Source organism: Cellulomonas sp. URHD0024 (assembly GCF_000426185.1).
Taxonomy (GTDB): Bacteria; Actinomycetota; Actinomycetes; order Actinomycetales; family Cellulomonadaceae; genus Cellulomonas.
Genome location: NZ_AUEW01000001.1, coordinates 1,058,581 through 1,076,943, shown reverse-complemented (window position 1 = coordinate 1,076,943; position 18,363 = coordinate 1,058,581). Strand labels below are relative to the sequence as shown.

Below are 18,363 nucleotides of genomic sequence, written 5' to 3'. Positions count from 1 at the left end.
GGTCGAAGATCACGAGGCCGCCGGCCCCGAACACGTACGCAGACACCTGATCCGCCCTCCCCGAGGGGCGTGGCCCTACCCACGCTCGCCGCCGCATGCCATCCTGGCAGCAGCGACCGCGCAAAGGGGCAGGGGGGCAGGTCAGAATGCGCGAGCACAGCCCTCAGACATGAGCCTCTCGAGGCCCCTCGCCGACTGGCCGCTGCTGATCTGCGGCCCGATCCTGCGCCGAGTCACGCCGACATCGGTCAACGTCTTCCTGGTCACCTCGTCGCCCTGCACCGTGGAAGTCGTGCTGTCTTCCGACGGAGCGGTCGTCGCCACGGGGCCGGCCACGCCGACCCGGATGGTCGGCGCCCTGCTGAACGTGACGGTCGCGAGCGTCACGCCGCCCGCCGCGCTCACGCCAGACGTCGTGTACACCTACGACATCCGGATGACGCCGACGCTGCCGGCCGGGCCAACGGTCACGCTCGCGAGCCAGCCGGGGTTGCTGTCCGGGCCCGTGCCGCTGGGCTACACAGCCGGTGCGCTGCCCTCGTTCTCGCTCCCGAACGGCCTGCAGTACCTCAACGTCGTGCACACCTCGTGTCGCAAGCCGCACGGAGGTGGGCCGGACGCGACCGCCCTCGTCGACCGTCTGATCAACGCTGCCCACGGCAACTCGTTCATCACGGGCACGGCTGAGGACGCCCGGCGCAGGCCGCAGCAGCTGCTGCTGACCGGCGACCAGATCTACGCCGACGACGTGGCGGTCAGCCTGCTGCCGGTGCTCATGGAGGTCGGTGGCCTGCTGCTGGGCGAGACCACCAAGGAGCGGTTCCCGCCGGGCACGGTGATGACGGCCGCCGAGGTGAAGCCAGGTCCCAGCCGGCTCGCTTTCCTGCACGAGCACACGCAGCTCTCGAGCGACCACATGGAGAACCACCTGATGTACCTCGCGGAGTTCTGCGCGATGTACGTGATGGCATGGTCGGACGAGCTCTGGGCGCGGGACGCGGCTGGAAGGCCGGTCCTCGACGCCCTCGACGAGCTGCAGGTGTACCCGGAGTCGGGGAAGTCTCGTGCGCAGGCGCGGGCGGATCGGACCGAGGTCCTGTCGTACGCGAAGACTGTCCGGCGAGTGCGACGAGCACTGGCCAACGTCCCCACGATGATGATGTTCGACGACCACGAGGTCAGCGACGACTGGAACCTCGACTCGGCATGGGTGAGCTCCGCCCGGAACGACCCCGGAACCCACCGCGTGGTGCGCAACGCACTCGTCGCTCAGACCGTCTTCCAGGCCTGGGGCAACCGGCCCGACCTGTTTGCCACAGGCCTCGGCAAGGACCTGCTCGACCTGGTCACGATCGCTCCGGGTTCGCTCCGCACGCCGCTGGCGGTGACGCCCGCCGCCGCCGACACCCTGCTCGACATCGGCCCCGGGCCGTCTGCACCAGGCGCCCGCGTGAACTGGGACTGGCACCTGGACGGACCGGAGCACCGGGTGATCGCTCTGGACTCGCGGACCCACCGGGACTACGCGGTGAGCGGCCGCAACCGTCCCGGGCTGCTGACGGCGACCGAGCTGGACCGGCAGCTCACCAGCAGGCGGCCCGCAGACCCGACCGTCCTCGTCCTCGTCATCGCACCCGCGCCGGTGATGGGGCACCCGATCGTCGAGGAGGGAGCCCAGCCGATGCTCGCGAGCTCGGAGGGCGACCGCGCGGCGGATTTCGAGACGTGGGCGTCGAACCGGCCCGGCTACGAGGCGCTGCTGCGCCGGCTCGCCGCCTTTCGCCGGGTGGTCCTGCTCTCGGGCGACGTGCACTACGGCTTCACCAACCACACCGCCTACTTCGGCGCGAACCAGCAGCCGCCGGCGCGGATCGTGCAGCTCTGCTCGAGCTCGGCGAAGAACTCCGACACTGCCACGCGCGCCGTCCAGGCCATCGGGTACCTGAACGTCGGCAAGCGCGGATGGTTCGGGTTCAGCACACCGATCTCCGACGACGACGGCGCCGCACTGCGGACGGCCATGCGCATGGGAGCCGAGGCGAGCCCGACGGACAAGGCGCTGCGCGGCCTGTACTTCGACCTCATCGTCACCGACCGGCTCAGCACGCCGCCCGTCATTCCCGCCGGGCCGTGGATCAGCGACCAGGCCGCGAACCTGGTGGGTGGTCTCGTGGCCCTGGGCCGGCCGGACGACTGGTGCTACCAGGTCAACATGCTCGTGGACGGCCGTACCCCGGCTCGGCGCCTCGTGGACGCAGGCGTGACCGCCGGAGCGCTGCCGCCGGCCGTGCAGCACCTCGTCGAAACGCTCGGGACCTCGGTCGTAGGCGAGGCCAACATCGGCCAGATCCGGCTGCAGATGATCCAGGGCCGGCTCGACGTGATCCACCGACTGCACTGGCTGCCTCCGGGGATCGAGCCAGAGAACGCGCCCACCGCGTGGACCGAGCACGTCGCGCCGCTCACCGTCCCCGGGGCGACAGAGAAGCCGCAGGTCTTCCGGTGAGCGAGAGCAACGCGCTCGAGGCGCTGGTCGACACGCTGCTCGACATCGTCAAGCCGCTGACGGACGCGACCGCGGACGAGCGCACGCTCCTGCGCTACCTCGCCGGGACCGGGTGGACCGTCCAGGCGATCGACCTGGACGACGTCGCGACCGCCGTGAGCGCGCTCGTGGGGGCACTGGAGGACCTGGCCACCGACCTCTCGTTCGACTCGCTGCCCAAGCTGATCGAGAGCCTCGGCTCGTTGAGCGGCGCCGCCACGGCGATCTCCGACTTCGCGCAGTCCCTCGCCGCTGCGGTCGGCGATCCGCAGGCTGCCGCCGAGGTGGTCGGGGCCTTGGCCGCTGACGTGCTCCAGGACCTGGTCATCACCTGGATCGCGTCCACGTCGCCGACCGTGCACGCCGTGCTGTCGCTGCTCGGCATCATCGACGAGCGTGTGGCGACGCCGCTTGCCACTGCCGGGCCCCGACCACTGCTGGCGCGCGCGGCGCTGGCCCGGCCGCAGCTGGCGCCCGAGGCGTTCGCCGCGCTGCTCACCGACCCGGTCGCCCACCTGCAGTCCAGGCTGGGGGTCCAGACGCTGACGACGCCGGAGGCCGCCGAGGCGATGACGCTGTCCCTGCTCACCCCGCTGCTGGAGCTGGTCTCCGCGGCCGGGGGCAGCGGCACCGTCGGGGCCGACCCGGCTGCAGCGGCCTCGGGCGAGGCAGCGCGGCGGCAGGGCACGCTGGTCCTGCCGCTCCCGGTGGGCGAGACCGAGGACCCGGTGCGGTCGTGGGTCACGCTCGTCACCGAGTTCGTCCCCGTCGGTGAGACGAGCGTCGCCGGGGACGCCGGACCTGGCATCTCACTGCGCCCGGGCGGCGGGCTGACGCTGCACGTCGACGTTCCCGGCGGGACGCTCGACGTGGCGCTCACCGCCGGGTTCGGCTCGGTCTTCCTGCCCTCCGGCGGCACGCCGGTGCTCGAGGTGCTGACGCCCGAGGGGGTCCACGTCGTCCTCGGGTTCGCCCGTGGTTCGTCGGACGACGCGACCCCGTCGATCGTCCTCGGGTCGGACACCATCGGGCTGACCATCAAGGGCCTTCGCGCCGACGTCGACGCACGGTTCGGCCGCTCCGACGACAGCCGCCTCGATCTCGACGTCTCGGCTGGGGTGCAGGCAGCCAGCTTCCGGCTGGCGCCCGGAGAGGGAGACGGCTTCCTCGGCAAGGTGCTTCCGCCCGACGGCCTCCACCTCGACTTCGACCTGACGATCGGCTGGGCGACCGCCCGCGGTCTGTACTTCCGCGGGTCTGCCGGCCTCGAGGTCGAGATCCCGGTGCACAAGAGCCTGCTCGGAGTCCTCACGATCGACATCGTCTACCTCGAGCTCAAGGCCTCCGAGCAGGGCTTCGGACTTGCGGTGGCGCTCACGGCGCGGCTCAAGCTGGGGCCGATCGCGGCGACGATCGAGCGGATGGGCCTGCGCGCCCAGGCGGAGGTCGTGCCCGGTGGCGGGAATGTCGGGCCCTTCGACGTGAGCCCGGCGTTCGTGCCGCCGAAGGGCGCGGGCCTGGTGATCAACGCGTCGATCGTCACCGGCGGCGGCTACGTGCTCAACGACCCCGAGCAAGGCCGGTACGCGGGCATCCTGCAGCTCAAGATCGGCGACGTCGTCACGGTGACGGCGATCGGCCTCGTCAGCACCAAGCTGCCGGACGGGTCGCGTGGCTTCAGCCTGCTCGTGATCATCACCGCGACGTTCCCGCCGATCCAGCTGGGTTTCGGCTTCAACCTCTCCGGGCTCGGGGGGCTGCTCGGGCTGAACCGGACGATGAACGTCCAGGCGCTGCGCGACGGCGCCCGCACCGGGGTGCTCGACTCGATCCTCTTCCCGGTCGACCCGGTGGCGCGGGCGACCAAGGTGATCAGCGACGTCGAGGCCGTGTTCCCGATCGCCCCGGGCCGGTTCGTGATCGGCCTGATGGCGCGGATCGGCTGGGGCAGCCCGCGTCTGGTCACCGTCGACCTCGGGATCGTCATCGAGGTGCCGCTGCCGGTACGGATCGCCCTGCTCGGCCGGGTCGCAGTGGTCCTGCCGGCCGACGACACCGCCGTGGTGGAGCTGCACCTCGACGTGGTGGGCATACTCGACCTCGGTCGCGGCGAGCTGTCGATCGACGCCTCGCTGCACGACTCCCGGCTGGCCGTGTTCGACATCGCCGGCGACATGGCGCTCCGGGTCGGGTGGGGTGCCACGCCCGTGTTCGTCGTGTCGGTCGGCGGCCTGAACCCGAGGTTCGAGCGACCCCCTGGACTGCCGGACGTGCGACGGTTGAGCATCGCCCTGGCCTCGGGCGAGAACCCGAGCGTGCGGCTGGAGACCTACCTGGCGCTGACCTCGAACACCATCCAGGTCGGCGCCCGGCTGAGCGCCCACGCGGAGCTCGACGCGGGCGTCTTCGGGCTGTTCACGGGCGATGCCTGGTTGGGTTTCGACGCGCTGATCACCATCGTGCCGTTCGAGTTCGTCGTCGACATCAGCGGCGGCATCACCATCAAGAGGAACGGCTCCCCGTTCATCGGCGCCGAGGTGCTGCTGACGCTGTACGGCCCGCAGCCGATGCGCGCGGTCGGCTACGCCGAGGTGCACTTCCTGGGCACCCACCGGCTGCCGTTCGACGTCACCGTGGGCCCCGACGCGGTGCAGGCGGTCCTCGTGGCCGTGGACCCGATCGGCGCGCTCCTGCAGGAGCTGGCCAGGATCGAGGCATGGAGCGCGCAGCCGCCGCTCGAGGCACCGGGGGTGTCGCTGCGCGACCAGACGACCGACGCGCTCGTCGCGCACCCCGCCGGTGAGCTGTCGGTGCGGCAGCGGGTGGTGCCGCTCGGGGTGCGGATCGAACGCTTCGGTGGCGCGTCCCTGCCCGGTGGTCCGCGCAGCTATGCGCTCACGTACCGGATCGGCGGCACGAGTGCCATCGGCGGGACGGTGCTCCGGGACGCCTGGGCGCCGGGTGACCTGTTCGCCTTGGCCGACGACCAGAAGCTGTCCCGGCCGTCTTTCGAACAGCTGCCGAGCGGCGCGACCGGGATCGCCGCCCCCGGGCTGTCCCACGGCGCCGGCCGGCCCGGCGCCGAGGACGACTACGAGACACGCGTGCTCGACGCCGACGACCTTCCCCGCCCGGCCGCGGGCTACGAGGTGCCCGGCGACGTGCAACCGCTGCTGATCGAGCTGCACACCGCGCGGGCGACGACCGGATATGGCGGGGCCGCCTTCGGAGTACGCGCGGCGCCGCCTCGCTACCAACTCGTCGACACGAGCGGCCTGGCGGCTGCCGGGACGCCGAAGGCGTCGTGGCTCGAGGCCGAGGAGACACGTGAGGGTCGTGCCCACGGAGACCTCCAGGTCGTCGGCGCGCACGAGGTGCGGGGATGAGCCGGTTCACGTACCTGCCCTGGATCCGGACCGGCCTGGTCGCGACGGTGACGAACCCCGACCCTCTCAGCGGTCCGCTCCCAGCCCGCGCGGCGTTCACTGCGACCGCGGTCGCCGACGGGCAGGAGGCATCCGTCGAGGTCCGCGTGCTCGGACCGGGCGACGTCACGGCGCTGGAGGCCGGCCTGGTCGCCCGGACCCAGCCGGCGCCGGGGTCCGTCGAGGTGGAGCCGAACTACTTCTGCACAGCCGAGCTGCGGATCAGCGACCTGCCCTGGATGTTCACCCCGGCTGCGCCCGCGCAGGACCGGCTGCGGCCCTGGCTGGTGCTCGTCGTGGTGCCGACTGACACCTGCCCGTACGACGAGGGAGGGGAGGGGCGGCTCCCGGTGCTGCACGTCGACGACGTGTCGACCCAGCTGCCGGATCTGGCGCAGTCGCACGCCTGGGCGCACGCGCAGGTCGACGCGCTTCCCCCAGCGGACGCCCGGCGTCCGCCCGGCCTCGCCCGGCTGATGTGCGCCCGGCTGCTCCGCGCCCGCACGAGCTACCGGGCCGCGATCGTGCCCGCCTTCGAGCCCGGCCGGCTCGGCGGGCTCGGGCTGCCGGTGCCCGAGACGACGACGGTCGCGCCCGCGTGGGACGTCGCTACGGCCGGCCCGCGCGACCTGCCCGTGTACTACTCCTGGACCTTCACCACGGGCGCCGACGGCGACTTCGAGGCGCTGGTCTCACGGCTGCAGCGGGTGAGCCTGGGCGACGTCACCGCCGCAGGGCGCCCGGCGTCCGTGCACGCGCAGGCCGGCCTGCCCGAGCTGCCGGGCTGGCGGTTCCCAGGGGCGCTCGGTGAGTGCCCGGACCCCGCGCCGGGCGCTGCCTTCGTGGCGGCGCTGGAGGCGCTCGTCGACGGCACGGCGAGCAGCGCGGACCTCGCGATGCCGCCGCCGCTGTACGGCGGACGTCCTGCCGCGGAAGGGTCGATCGCCGCGTCGACGCGCCCGTGGCTGCGCCGGCTCAACCTCGACCCGCGGTACCGCGCTGCGGCGGCCCTCGGCGCCCGGCTGGTGCAGGAGCACCAGGAGGAGCTGATGGGCGCCGCCTGGGCTCAGGTCGGTGAGGTGGAGGCGGCGAACGCCTTGCTGCGGCAGGCGCAGCTGGCGCGCTCGGCGGGCACGGCGTTGCACGGGCGGCTCACGGGTCTGGACGCGGCGGCGTTGGTGCTGCTGGCCGGGCCGCTGCTGAACCGCGTGCTCGACCCGGTCACCGGCACCACTCAGGCGGCCCGGGTGGTCGGCAGCCGGGTGCCATCCGAGATGGTGTCGGCCGCCTTTCGCCGCGCGGTCCGTCCGCGCGGCCCGCTGGCCCGTCGCACCGGGCGGACAGCCGCCGACCTGCTGGCCGCTGTCGACGGCGGAGTACCGGTGGTGCCGGAGCGACCGAGGCCCGACGGCATGGTGTCGATCGACGCCCAGGCGCCGAAGGACGCACCGCAGTGGTGCCGGCTCACGCCGGAGCGGCTGCTGGAGCTGGCGGGCGCGCCGCCATCGCGGCGCTCGGCGCAGCAGTGGCGCGCGACGGCGACCGCGCTGGCCGAGGAGCACCGGGTCAAACCGCCGTGCGTCGCGCCGCCGCCTCGGGGCGGGCCGCTCGAGCTGGAGCGGACTCGAGTCGCGGTCCTCGCCGCCGCGGACCCGGCGACGACTGTGCCGGCCCGGATCGGCGGCCGGGTGACCGGTCCGCCCGGCTGGGCTCCGGTGGACCCGCTCACGCCGATCATGGCCACGCCCCGCCTCGACGCACCACTGAGCCGCGACCTGATCGCGCTCTCCCCGGACCTGCTCCTACCCGGCATCTCCGCACTGCCTGCGGAGGCGGTCGGTGCCGTCCCGGCGAACAGCCGGTTCGTCGAGGCGCTCATGGTGGGCGCCAACCACGAGATGCTGCGCGAGCTCATCTGGCGCGGGTACCCGACCGACCAGCGCGGCACCAGCCTGCGCCGGTTCTGGGAACGCAGCGGCTCCACCGCCGGCGCGACCGACGACATCCCGGCCGTCGACGACGCGTGGTCGGGCGAGCTCGGAACGCACCTGCTCGGCTCCCTCGAGCAGGTGGTGCTGATCGTTCGTGGGGAGGTGCTGCGTCGTTACCCGGGCACGCTGGTCTACGCGGCGAGGGCGCAGTGGGTGAACGGGCGACGCCGCCCGGTCGCCGTCCCCGCGGGGATGCCGCTGACCGACCCGGCGCACCCCGAGCGGTACCCGGCCTTCAGCGGCACGATCGACCCGGACGTGACGTTTCTCGGCTTCGACCTGCCGGACGACGTCCTGGGCGACTCCGACCCGGCGGCCGGGCGGCCCGGCTGGTTCTTCGTGTTCCAGCAGCCACGCGTGCAGCTTCGTTTCGGCCTCGACGCCACCAGGGCGGAGACGGTGCCCGGACAGGGACCGTCCGACCTCTCCTGGCCGGCCGTGACCGTCGGCCCATCGGGCCACGTCGACCTCACGGGCCCGCTGTCCGACCTGGTGCTGCCGGGCTGGGGCCCGCAGGCGACGTCAGCCGACCTCGCGCAGTGGTGCGAGCAGCGGCCGTTCCGTGTCTGCATCCACGCGTCCGATCTCTTGCAGGAGCCGCAGGCATGACGACCTACGCCGACCTGACGACGCTCTGGGCGGGGCTGCGCACGGCCAGCCGTCTGCTGCGCCGGGCGGAGGTGGCTCTCGAGAAGGTCGAGGCGGCAGTTCCGGTGGACCGTCGAGCGCTGGGCGTCGCTCGCCGCCGGTTGCAGCAGGCCAGGCTGGCCGAGCGCGCCGCCCGCGACACGCTCGACGCCACGCTCGAGGCGCTCCCGGCCGCGCTGGACCGCGAGGTGCCGATCGCCCTCCTCCCGGTCCGGCTCGAGACCCGCTACGACCTGACAGGCCCCGGAGTCCGGCTGCGCATCCGCGTCTACCCCGACGACATCCACACGGACGCGCACGAGCCCGGTCTGACCGCCGCCGAGGCGGCCGCAGGCCGCGAGTACTGGTCACGCTGCTGGGTGGCTCCGGGTGAGGACGGTGCCGCGGACCGGCGGCGCGCGTGGTTGCACCTGGTGACCGCGACCGGACCGGAACGGGCGACGTGGATCGCCCGTGAGCTGCGGCCGGTCAACCTCCCGGCCGGCGGCGGGCCCGTGGTCGCCGAACCGCAGTTCCCTGTGCCGGACGAACGGGCAAGCCGCTGGACCCGCGCGGCGCAGGCTCGGCTGCTGCCCGACTGCTGGCAGGCCCGCGCTTTCCGGGGCGGCACCCTGATCGCCTCGGCGACCGGCGGCGTCATCCGCAGGCCGCTCGCCGTCGGCCCCGACCCGGCAGACGCGGGGACGGACCTCGTGGACGCCGGGATCCGGTGGATGACCGACTTCGGTGACGCGCTGGATGCCGGGATGGCCCTGGTCCTGGACCTGCCGGACCAGGACCGCGTCGACGTGCTCGTCGTCACCGGCGTCCGAGCCACGCAGTCGGCGACGGACGGCGCGGACGAGCTGTCCGGCCTGCTCGACGCGCACCGGTTCGGCCTCGGCGACGGCCTCGAGATCGTCGTGCCGGGCGCACCGACGAACTCGACGGACGCGGAGCGGGCCGCGCACGGCGCCCCCGACCCGACCGGTGGCGGGAGCTGGGCCGATCCGTTCGCCGCTGAGCCGTCCCACGCCCGCACCGGTCTGGACGTCGACCGGTTGGCCGAGGCCCTCGGCGTCCCCATGGCCCACCTCGCCGGGTTGCCCGGCGCGCAGAGCCGCGCGGTGTCCACCGAGGCGGACCTGGCGACCGTGCTGTGGCCGGCCACGTGGGGCTACTACCTGACGCAGCTCCTGCGCACGGACGAGTGGGACACGGACGGGCCGCGGTGGCGGCGCTGGATCCTCGACACCGTGCGCGGCGGCGGTCCGCTGCCGGTGCTCCGTGCCGGTCGGCAGCCGTACGGCGTGCTACCCAGCACGTCGCTCGAGCGCTGGCGACCAGACCGCGCGGCGGGGCTGGTCGCCGCGGAGCTCCTGGACACGCCGGGTGGGCGACGAACGCGGCTGCTCGTGTTCGGTGGACTCGACCCCTCCGGTACCTGGACCTTCCATCCCGAGCTCGAGCTCGAGCTTCCGACCCCGGCCGACGCCGACGCGCTCACGCTTGCTACCGGTGACGTGGCGGGTGACGGGCGGCACCGGGTCGTGCTCGCGCACGCGGTGGCAGGTGACCCGGCGACCGGTGGGGTGCAGGGCGTCACGGCGGCCCTGGATCCCGATGGCCCGGTCGTCACGGGCACGTTCCGGCTCGGCCCGCCGGCGGGCGGTGCACGGTTCCCGCCCCGCTTCCCGCTCGGCTTCCCGCCCGGCTTCCCGCCCGACCTACCGCCCGGCTTCCCGCCCGACCGGCCGCCCGGCTTCCGCCCGCGTCGCCCCCCGGAGCACGGGTCGTTCCCTGCCGGCCGCCCGACCGGGATCGCCCTCGCGCTGGGGCCGGTGGCTGCGCCCGAGAACCTCGACCTCGTCGCAGTGCTGCAGTACGAGTCACCCACGCCGGGCCGTCCGAACAGGACGTACGTCCTCGTCGGCCGTCGCTTCGACGGCACCGCGGCGGCGTCCTGGTCAGTGCTCTCGGACGTCAGCAACGAGTTCGTGGGACTGCGCGTCACCGGGGCCGCACTGCTGCCCGGTGCGGTGGGCACCGACCTGGTCGTGGTGACGCAGGACCCCACCGCGGCGCCGGGCACGTCACCGACGCGCTGGCACGTCGGCGTGGGCCTCGATGCCGACGGCCGGGCGACCTGGTCCGGTCCCACCGAGGTCGGGCCCACCGCCGAGGCCGGGATCGGGGCCGCGGGGGCCTCCGTCGCGTTCACCGACGCCGACGGGGACGGGGTGCCTGAGGCCCGGCTCGCGACGTGGTCGACGCTTCCGGACGGCACGGTTTCGAGTTCCTACGTCACCGGGTTCACCCCGACCGGCGGTCGGTTCACCTGGCCGCAGGGATGGTTCGCGAACCTCGGCGTGTCGCCCACCGGGCCGGGCACCAGCCTGCTCGGCGGTGCGCTCGCCTGGCTGCCGTGGACGCCGTACGCGGACCCGGTCGCCGGCCTGCAGACCGCGGGGCGGCGGCTCAACATGCTGCGCCGGATGCGAGACCGCTGGTCGGGCGCCGCGGACCAGGTCGCCCACGTGCACGCCGGCGACCGCGACCCAGATCGCACGCTGCTCGACCTGCTCTCCACCGATGCCGTCTCGGAGGTGTTCGAGCAGCGGCCGTTCGTCGGCGGGCAGGTCCTGGCCAACACGTGGCTCGTCCTCGGCATGCCCGGCGCAGCGGCGGGCTCTGCGGCTCCGGGAGTCGAGGCGCTGCTGGCCGACCTCGGCGTCTTCCCGTCCCGTCCCGTGCGGCTGGGCTCCGGCGGCTACACCGACCAGACTCTGCCTGTTCAGGACGTCATCAGCGCACCCGGTGAGCCGCTCGCCTACCTGCGGGAGATGGCCCAGGCCACCCCGGCCGAGCTGCACGACGGGTGGATCGAGGCCGGCACACCGCTGCTGGCCCGGCTGGTCCGGCACAGCCTGCTCCAGGCGTACGCCGACGCCGCGTTCGCCCTGGTCCCCGTCCTGGGAGACCCGCCCCCGCTGCCCGAGCCCGAGCTGGTGGACACCGCGGACCTGACGGCCTTCGACCCGGTCACCCCGACGACGCTGACCTCCTGGCGGCACCTCGCCAGCGCACAGTTCCAGGGCGGGCGGGTCGCGGACTTCCTCGTGCACGCCGCGCGGGATCCCCACCCGCCGGCCGGGACCGAGCCGCTCGCCGAGGTTCTGGCGGCTCTCGACCGGCTGCAAGGCCTTCCCGCGGGCGAGCTCGAGCGCGGCGCGGCCTCGGTGCTCGACCTGGCGACGCACCGGTTGGACGCCTGGATCACCGCCCTCGCGACGGACCGGCTCGAGCGGCTCCGCTCCGCTCGGCCGGACGGGATCCAGACCGGTGGCTACGGCTTCGTCACGGATTTGGAGCCCGCCACCGGCGGGCCCTCGACCGGCTACGTGCACGCACCGTCCGTAGCGCACGCGGCAACCGCGGCCGTGCTGCGGTCGGGCCATCTCACGCACCCCGGCGAGCAGCTCGCGGTCGACCTCTCCTCGGTGCGGGTGCGCGCGGCCCTGGAGGTGCTCGGCGCCGTCGCGGAGGGGCAGTCGCTCGGCGGGGCTCTCGGCTACCGGTTCGAGCGCGCGCTCACCGACGCGGGCGGCGTGGCGCAACACCTGCCAGCCCTACGCCAGCTCGCCCCGCTCGACGCCGGCCTGCTGACGCCCGTCCCGTCGACGAGCGACGTCGCCACGGTCGCGGCCATGGTGACGACCGACGGGCTCGCCCTGCTGAAGCGCGCGGAGGCCGGGCTGCCGTGGGGCAGCGCGCCGCCGGGACACTCGCGGCCGCTTCCGCCGGCCGGCAGCGCGGACCAGGCGTCGATCGAGGCCGCCCTGGCCACGCTCCGCGACGTCGCGGACGCCGTCGCCGACATCGGCACCGCCGAGAGCGTGCACCAGGCGCTGCAGCGCAACCCGATCCGGGCGGCAGGCACGCTGGACGCGCTGAGCCGGGGTGAGGTTCCGGCCTCGTCCGACCCGGACGTCCTGCGGACGCCGCGGCAGGGCACCGGCGTCACGCATCGGGTCCTGCTGGTCGCCCCGGAGCCGAGCGATCCCGAGGCGAGCTCGGCCCTGGCCCGCTGGACGGCGACTGCCGAGCAGCGTGCCGCGCACGCCCGGGCGGCCGCGGATCCTGGTGTGAACGCGTGGTCGGCGATGGTGCTCGGTGACCCGAGCCGGGTGCGGTTCCGCGTGCGGCGTACCGATCCGCTGACCGGGCAAGAGGTGGTGCCTGCGTACGAGCACACGCTGGCCGAGGTCGGGCTGTGCCCCGCCGACGTCCTCTCAGCCGCGGGCCCTGGCGTCGCGAGCTTCGACGAGACGAACCTCGGCCGGCGGCTGCTGCGGTACGCCGAGTCGGCGTCGGGGCGGACGCCGGGCGACTCCGTGCTCACCCTCGAGCCCGCCCGGGACGCCAGCTGGTCGTCCGACGTGCTCGACCTGACCGAGCTGCTCACGTTGGCCGACAGCGCCAGCTCGCTGCTCATGGCCGGGCGGGCAGCGAACGCCTCAGACCTGCGTGCCGGGTCCTCGGCTGAGCCCGGCGTGGTCGTGGCGGAGCTGGAGGCGCGTCTGACCGCTGCGCGCGACGGCCTGACCACGGCCGCAGCGGAGCTGGCGGCGTGGTTCTCGATCGAGACCGACGTCCAGCGGTCGGCGCTCACGCAGCTGTTCCCGAGCCTGGACACGGCGACACTGACGACGCTGCTCGACCTGCCTCTCTACTGCGACGTCGGCGTGGCAGCGGGTGCCGTGGGGCTGCCGGACCTCGCGTCGTTCCCCGGCCTGGCCGGGACTCTCGACGGGCTCGCCGGTTTCGGCGTCACGGACGCCGCTGCCCGGCCGCGAACGGCTGACTCGGAAGCCGACCGCGCGGCCGTCGCGGTTCAGGCCAGAGCCGCGCTGGCGCAGGCCCGAGCCCGGCTCGCCACGGCGGCGACGGCGGAGCCGACGGCAGCGCTCGAGGCGCTGTTCGGCGACCGGTTCCGTGCGCTGCCCCGGTTCGAGCACGGCCTCGCGTCCGGGGACGCGGTCCCGGGCGGTGCCGGCCCGGCTGCCGTCGAGGAGTGGTTCGAGGGTGTCGCAACGGTGCGCGACGGCATCGCCCGGCTGCAGGAGCTGCGGCTCGGCAGCGAGGTGACCGGCGGGGCGCCCGGTGGGTGGGACGTCGTCCAGCTCCCGGCCGGTGCCAGCCCGCGTTGGGTTGCCCTCCCGGTCGATCCCGGCCCTCCACCGACGCGGATCCCGGCCGGGTGCGTGTCCCTCGTCGCCGCCGCGCCGACCGGCTGGCGGACGCGGCCCACGGCCGCGGCCCTGCTCGTCGACGCGTGGGTGGAGTCGACACCCTCCGCCACCGAGAACACGGCAGTCACCTTCCACCTGGACGCACCGGACGCGTGCGCGCCGCAGGCCGTCCTGCTCGCCGTGCCCCCGGATCCGTTGCTTCCGTGGAGCACCGACGCCCTGGTGGACATCGTCTGCGAGACCGCTGAGCTGGCCCGGGTGCGGGCCGTCGACCCGGACCTGGTGCCGACGTACGGGCACCTGCTTCCCGCCCTCCTGCTGGCGCACAGCTCCGGCGGTGACCCCGGCGGGGACACCGTCTCGACCCGGATCGACAAGTGAGCAGGGAGGGGGTCGGTCGATGCCGTCCGTAACCACGTGGCGCCGGCTGGAGCCACGTACCAGGAGCGCCACGTTGCCGGCGTTGGCCGCCCGCGTCGCCGATCCGCTGTGGATGCTCGCCCGGCAGTGGCAGGCCGGCGAGCTCACCGGCTCCGACACCGGATCGCCCACCGAGGTCCGGCTCACGGTCGACCACTCGGCGATCACCCGCTGGACGGCGGGCGCGCCCGCAGCCACGGCCGACGGCCTGCCCTACCCACCCGGTCGGCCCGTGGAGAGCCTGGTTGACGCCGTCCCGACGGCGGCCGGGCACGCCGACCGCGCCCACGGTGGGCAGATGTTCCTGCGTCTGCTCGGGCCTGAGCTCGCAGCCGCCTACGCCCCGGGCTACCGGGAGCACTTCGCACTGCCTGCACTTGCTGCGCACGCGCGCGATGCCAGCGACGATCGAGGCCTCCGCTGGGCGAGGCTGCTGGCGGGTCGTGCTCTCGACGGCGCCGCCCTGCGGGCGGCGTTCGGGAACCCCGACGCGCCGACGATGCCGACGGACCCGGCCGTCTCGCCGGGTGACGAGACCGCGGTCCGCACCGCGGCAGCGGGGTTCGCCCACTGGTGGGACGAGCGATTCGCCTCGTCGGCAGGCGGCTGGCGGGCCGACCGGCTGGCCGCGCCCTTCCGGCTGGCGGCCGCCACGAGCGCCGGGCCGCTGACCCTGTCCGCGCCCGAGCACCGCGGAGGCCGGATCGACTGGTACACGTTCGACCCCGGCCCGAGCACGGCGATGGCGGGGACCGATCCGCCGTCCGCCCCGGTCACCGTCACGGGACTGCCGGCCCGCATGTCCTTCCCCGGAATGCCTCGGCCGCGGTGGTGGGAGTTCGAGGACGCCGCCGTCGACCTGGGCCGTCTGGATACGGCGCCGGACGACCTGGGCCGCCTCCTGCTCGCCGAGTTCGCTCTCGTCTACGGGAACGACTTCTTCGTCGTGCCGGTCGAGATGGCCGTCGGCTCCGTCGCCCGCGTGGTCTCGCTGGAGGTGGACACCTGCTTCGGCGAGACCGTCCTCGTCCCGTCCACCGCCGACCACGACCCGGCACCCGGCCAACGTGCCTGGCGGATGTTCCACTGCGGACCCGCCGACGGGCCGTCGCCCGGCTTGATCGTGGCCCCGACCGCCGTCGACATGCTGCAGGGCGCCGCGCGCGAGGAGGTGCTGCTGGCTCGCGACGAGATGGCGAACGTGGCGTGGGCGATCGAGCTGCGAGTGACCGGACCGCTCGGGACCGTGGTCGAGCGACGCGAGGTGGAGCGCGCGCAGGCGGCTCGGGCCGCCGCGTCCGAGCCGGAGACCGGCGAGGAGCTGCACTACCGGCTCGCCACCACCGTGCCCGAGTCGTGGCTCCGGCTCACACCAGGACCGGGGGACCGGCTGTCCCTCGCGCCGGCGCACATCCCCGTCGGCACCCTCCTGTCCCCGGGGTTCGAGCTCGACGCCATCGAGCTCCCGCGCATCGGCCGCCGCGCTCGGCTCCGACCGCGCCGTTCACGGGGGACCGACGGCAGCATCGCCACCTGGTCCGGGTGGGAAGTCACCCCCGGCCGCGGCGAGAGCTCGAGCGGCCTTCGGCACGACGAGCTGACGCACGAGCGGCCGGGCTCGTCGTGACGACCGCCGAAGGCAGCCCGCGCGGCGTCGCCCGCGTCGACGTCGACGGCCGTCTCGAGCACCGCGTCGTCCGCGCGACCCTGACGCTGCGCGGCCCGGACGGCGCCCCGCTCGCGGGTCAGCCGGTCACGGTTCGCCAGACCAGGCACGCATTCGCGTTCGGCAACATCGGCTTCGACTTCGTGCCGCTGGCCAACGACGAGACGGACGATGCCCCGCGCGCCGCGTTCGGCGGTGCGTCTCCGGCGACGGCCCGCACCATCGCCGAGCTGTGGTTCGACGTGTTCAACACGGTGACCCTGCCGTTCTACTGGGCGGGGTTCGAGCCGGAGCGGGGCCGTCCCGACACCCGCCGGCTGCATCGCACGGCGCAGTGGTTCGTGGACCGGGGCGTCGCCGTCAAGGGCCACCCGCTGGTCTGGCACACGCTGGCGCCACCGTGGCTGCTGGACCTGGACGAGGGGGACGTCGAGGAGGTGGTCCGCGCGCGGATCACCCGGGAGGTCGGCGACTTCGGGGACGTCATCCGCACGTGGGACGCGATCAACGAGGTCGTCATCATGCCGGTCTTCGAGAAGGAGGAGAACGCGATCACCGAGCTTGCCCGGCGGCTCGGCCGCGTCCAGACCGTCCGGCTCGCGTTCGAGACGGCGCGTGCGGCCGACCCCGGGCTCACCCTGCTGCTCAACGACTTCAACATGTCGGCGGCCTACGAACGACTCGTCGAGGAGTGCCTGGATGCCGGCATCCGGATCGATGCGCTCGGTCTGCAGAGCCACATGCACCAGGGCTACTGGGGGGAGGAGCGCACGCTCGAGGTGCTGGACCGCTTCTCCCGGTTCGGTCTGCCGCTGCACCTGACCGAGACGACGCTCGTGTCCGGGGAGCTCATGCCGCCGGAGATCGTCGATCTCAACGACTACCAGGTGCCGTCGTGGCCGACGACGCCCGAGGGGGAGGAGCGGCAGGCTGACGAGCTGGAACGGCACTACCGGACCTTGCTGGGCCACCCCGCCGTCCAGGCGGCGACCTACTGGGGTCTCACGGACGACGGGTCATGGCTCGGCGCGCCCTCCGGTCTCCTGCGTGCCGACGGCACCCCGAAGCCCGGCTACGAGGCCGTGCGCCGGCTGGTCCGGGAGGAGTGGTGGCTGTCTCCCCGCGAGGTCGTCACGGACGGCCACGGGCGGATGGTCGTCGAAGGGTTCGCCGGGGAGTACGAGGTCGACGTGGACGGGACGACCGTGCCGGTGCAGCTCGACCTGACCGACGGGCGTACCCAGGAGGTGGCCCTGCTCGTCGGCTGAGCGACGACGGCCGGCGCGGACGCCGCCCGGGGCCACCTCAGAGCGCGCGTGAGCTCGCCCGCTCGACCAGCTCGGTCGGGAGCCGCACGTGCACGCTCCGCTCGACGCCGTCGATGAGGTCCACGAGCAGCTTCAGCGCTTCGGCACCGAGGCGCTGGATCGGCTGGTTGATCGTGGTCAGCGGGGGAGAGGTGAGAGCCGACTCGGGCACGTTGTCGAAGCCGATGACGGAGACGTCGTCCGGCACCCGGAGGTCCAGGCTGCGCGCGACCTCCAGCACCGCGATGGCCGAGAGGTCGTTGGAGGCGAAGACCGCCGTCGGACGCGGGTCCTGGGTCAGGAGCTGGCGGGCCGGTTCCCTCGCCGTCTCGGTCTTGTACCCGCCGACGCGCACGGAGGAGTCGTCCACGCTGACCCCTGCGTCGGCCATCGCCTGCCGGAACCCGGCCTCGCGCAGCCGGGCCGACTCGAGGTCGCCGCGGCCGCCGAGGAACCCGATCCGGCGGTGCCCGAGGGACAGCAGGTAGTTGGTGGCGAGCACGGCGCCGGCGAAGTTGTCGGAGTCGACGGTCGGCAGCTCTGACGGCCCGGTGTGCGGGTCGACCGCGACGACGGGGACCCCGTGGTTGGTCTCCACCACCGTCGGGGTGACGATGACCGCGCCGTCGATGAGGGTGCCGGAGAGGCGGGACAGGTAGCGGCGCTCCCAGCCGACGTCGGCGCCACGGCCGCCCCCGGAGTAGGCCAGCAGCTCGTACCCCGTCGAGGCGACCGCGGCGGATGCTCCCTTGAGCAGCTCCGTCGAGAAGGGCTCGAACTCCGCGACCAGGATGCCGAGCACGTTGGTGCGGTGGCTGCGCAGGCTCTGGGCGCCGAGACTTGCGGAGTATCCGAGCTGCTCGATGACCTCCTGGACGCGGTCGACGGTGCTCTGGGCCACCCCGTACCGCCCGTTCACCACCTTGGAGACGGTCGCGACGGAGACCCCCGCGGTGCGGGCGACGTCGGCCATCTTCACGCGCGGCAGGAACTCCACGGGCCGATCATAGACATACCCCCATCGTGTTGAAAACGTTATCGATAACGATTGACTAGGACGTACCGCCCGTCGCAGAATCTCCATCGCCAGGCTTCGACCCACCCGTCAACGACGACAGAGGAGTTCCCTT

The 18,363-nt window shown here is 73.8% G+C and carries 7 protein-coding genes; 6 read left to right on the top strand and 1 reads right to left on the bottom strand.

Going from position 1 to position 18,363, the window contains the following annotated elements; translation table 11 throughout:
* Nucleotides 1–169 precede the first annotated feature (169 nt).
* The 6 genes from I847_RS0104935 to I847_RS21965 are packed head-to-tail and all read left to right on the top strand — an operon-like array spanning nucleotide 170 to nucleotide 17,194.
* Nucleotides 170–2,506 (top strand): hypothetical protein, encoded by a 2,337-nt coding sequence (locus I847_RS0104935; RefSeq protein ID WP_028048811.1) that lies wholly within the window; start codon nucleotides 170–172, stop codon nucleotides 2,504–2,506.
* Nucleotides 2,503–5,931, top strand: a complete 3,429-nt coding sequence (locus I847_RS0104930; RefSeq protein WP_028048810.1) for a DUF6603 domain-containing protein — start codon at nucleotides 2,503–2,505, stop codon at nucleotides 5,929–5,931. The genes I847_RS0104935 and I847_RS0104930 overlap by 4 nt, the downstream gene beginning before the upstream one ends.
* On the top strand, nucleotides 5,928–8,570 hold the full coding sequence (locus I847_RS0104925) for a hypothetical protein (protein WP_028048809.1): 2,643 nt from the start codon (nucleotides 5,928–5,930) through the stop codon (nucleotides 8,568–8,570). Before I847_RS0104930 ends, I847_RS0104925 begins: the two co-directional genes overlap by 4 nt.
* On the top strand, nucleotides 8,567–14,221 hold the full coding sequence (locus tag I847_RS26570; RefSeq protein WP_028048808.1) for a hypothetical protein: 5,655 nt from the start codon (nucleotides 8,567–8,569) through the stop codon (nucleotides 14,219–14,221). The genes I847_RS0104925 and I847_RS26570 overlap by 4 nt, the downstream gene beginning before the upstream one ends.
* A gap of 19 nt (nucleotides 14,222–14,240) precedes the next feature.
* On the top strand, nucleotides 14,241–15,887 hold the full coding sequence (locus tag I847_RS0104915; RefSeq protein ID WP_231384075.1) for a hypothetical protein: 1,647 nt from the start codon (nucleotides 14,241–14,243) through the stop codon (nucleotides 15,885–15,887).
* Nucleotides 15,884–17,194: an endo-1,4-beta-xylanase gene (locus I847_RS21965; RefSeq protein ID WP_051274442.1), complete on the top strand. Its 1,311-nt coding sequence runs from the start codon at nucleotides 15,884–15,886 to the stop codon at nucleotides 17,192–17,194. The genes I847_RS0104915 and I847_RS21965 overlap by 4 nt, the downstream gene beginning before the upstream one ends.
* A gap of 37 nt (nucleotides 17,195–17,231) precedes the next feature.
* Here the strand turns inward: I847_RS21965 and I847_RS0104905 are convergent, their stop codons facing one another.
* A complete protein-coding gene (locus I847_RS0104905) occupies nucleotides 17,232–18,206 on the bottom strand; it encodes a LacI family DNA-binding transcriptional regulator (RefSeq protein WP_196804485.1) in 975 nt (324 codons plus the stop codon).
* Nucleotides 18,207–18,363: the final 157 nt, after the last annotated feature.